Raw genomic sequence first — 2,293 nt, 5'->3', positions numbered from 1 at the left:
CTTGTTGAACGAAGCCGCTCTGCGGCAGAAAAGATAAAAACACATCTTTAGCCCCATCATAAATACTTACTAGACCCTGCCTACCTTGGCAGCTATCTAGGAGTATTACTATGAACGCTCACGAACAACAACGCTTTGATTGTCTTTATGAACAACATCTTACCAATTTAACGCTGCAAGGCAAGCGGCCTGCTACCATCGACGCTTATAGCCGCGCTGTCAGGCGTATTAGTGCTTATTTTGACTGTTGCCCTGATAACCTTTCAACCGATGATTTAAAACGCTACTTCGCTGATTTAATTGCCTCTCACTCCTGGAGCACCGTAAAACTCGACCGTAATGGATTACAGTTTTTCTATCGATATGTTCTTAACCAGCACTGGGAGTGGCTGAGTATTGTGAAGCCTCCGCAGGTTAAACGTTTACCCGATATATTGACCCCTGCCGAAGTATCCATCGTCATTAGCCTCACCCATAAGCTGCGATATCAAGTGTGCTTTTTAACCCTTTACAGTATGGGGTTGCGCCTCGGCGAAGCAATTTCATTGCAGGTTGGCGATATCGATTCCGCGTTGATGCAGGTGCATATTCGTGACGCCAAGGGCGGTAAAGACAGGCTGGTCCCTTTACCTCAACGCACATTACTTGCACTGCGATATTACTGGCAAACCCATCGCCATCCCCGGCATGTATTTCCCGGTAAAGATGGCAAGCCAGGTTCAATGATAGATAAAGGCGGTATTCAAAAAGCACTAAAGCGAGTGATTAACGACTGCAACATCCACAAATCCATCAGCCCACATAATTTACGTCACAGCTATGCGACTCATCTGCTCGAACAAGGGTTAGATTTACGCTCAGTACAGCACTTACTCGGCCACAACAGCCTTAACACTACCGCACGCTATACCCGCCTCACCACCATCACCCGCAAGAACACTGTCCTGTCAGTTAACCAGCTCACTGATAATTTGGTGCTTAAGTGGGAGTGTGACTCATGACATTCATCGATATTTTACGTGACCATCTTGATGCCTTTAATCAGGCTTATGATGGCCAAATTACCCCGTCAATGCGCCAAGCGATTAATGCCATGCTCAGTTGCCGCTCTCATTCCCAAAGAGCCAGCCACTGGGCTTGCCAGGGTTGCACGCATACCGCTGACTTTCCGCTGTCATGTGGTCATCGCAACTGCCCGCAATGTCAGTACAACACCACGGCAGATTGGCTCACTAAGCAACAAGCCAAGTTACTGCCCGTCGACTATTTCATGGTGACTTTTACATTGCCATTTGAGCTGCGTGTTGTGGCTAAATATCACCCAGAAGCGCTCTATCCAGCCATGTTTGCCGTCGCTGCCAGTGTGCTCAAAGACTTTGCCCTTAACTCACCAAAGCTTGCCGGTGATATTGGTTTCACCGGCGTGCTGCATACTCACAGCCGGCGACGGGATTTACATCCGCATATTCACTTTATTATTCCTGCGGGCAGTTTTAACAAAACTCAACAGCACTGGAAAAAGAACAAAGGCAAATACCTGTTCAACGCCTTTAATATCGCCAATGTCTGGCGTGCACGCTTGCTGGAGTATTTGGCAAAGCTTAATCTCACACTGCCAACCTCACTGCCCAAAAAGTGGGTAGTAGACTGCCAACATGTGGGCAAAGGCTTGCCTGCACTGCAGTATTTATCACGCTATCTTTATCGCGGCGTACTGGCTGACAAAAATATCAAAAGTCATGTCGATGACAACGTGAGTTTCGAGTATGAAGACAGCCAAACAAAGTCGACAAAAGTACGCACCTTACCCGCCATAGAATTTCTCTGGTTAATACTGCAACACGTATTACCGAAGGGATTAAGGCGAGTGCGTGACTATGGATTACTCAGAGGTAACGCCAAAAAGCTCAGGCTACAAATACAGCTTATGCTGGCAGTTGCAGGGGCAACGTTTCCAATCATTCCTGAGATAAAGCGCAGATTAGCAACCCGCAGTTGCCCCTGTTGCCAGCAACCAATGCGCTTTATGGGCGTAGTGGCACGACCGACAAACTTAATGACCTCAACCTAATGTTGAAAATAATAAGAATAATGGTTTAACTGAATACCGTGGAGGATTAATTTAACGCACTGAAATTAATAGAGTTAAATAATTAGCAGAGGGGCTAAGGGTACTTGCTGACTACAAAAAACTAGCACGATAACCATCACATCAAACAGCGCGTTTTCTCGAGCTGTTATTTACATAATAAAGAGTCACTCTCGGTGTTCGGGCTTGTTCAACACTTGGGAT

2 protein-coding genes are annotated in these 2,293 nt (G+C 46.5%); both read left to right on the top strand.

Annotated features, from left to right (window positions below; all coding sequences use genetic code 11):
* Nucleotides 1–110 precede the first annotated feature (110 nt).
* Entirely contained in the window at nt 111–1,001 is an 891-nt protein-coding gene (locus AAEZ02_RS21620) for a tyrosine-type recombinase/integrase (RefSeq protein WP_124014280.1), read from the top strand.
* Nucleotides 998–2,071 (top strand): IS91 family transposase, encoded by a 1,074-nt coding sequence (locus AAEZ02_RS21615; RefSeq protein ID WP_351077575.1) that lies wholly within the window; start codon nt 998–1,000, stop codon nt 2,069–2,071. The genes AAEZ02_RS21620 and AAEZ02_RS21615 overlap by 4 nt, the downstream gene beginning before the upstream one ends.
* The last annotated feature ends 222 nt before the right edge of the window (nt 2,072–2,293 follow it).

The sequence above is a fragment of the Shewanella sp. T24-MNA-CIBAN-0130 genome (assembly GCF_040310185.1).
In the GTDB taxonomy this organism is placed as follows: domain Bacteria; phylum Pseudomonadota; class Gammaproteobacteria; order Enterobacterales; family Shewanellaceae; genus Shewanella; species Shewanella psychromarinicola.
Note: the sequence above shows the minus strand (reverse complement) of the source record. Positions and strands in the feature narration are given on the sequence as shown.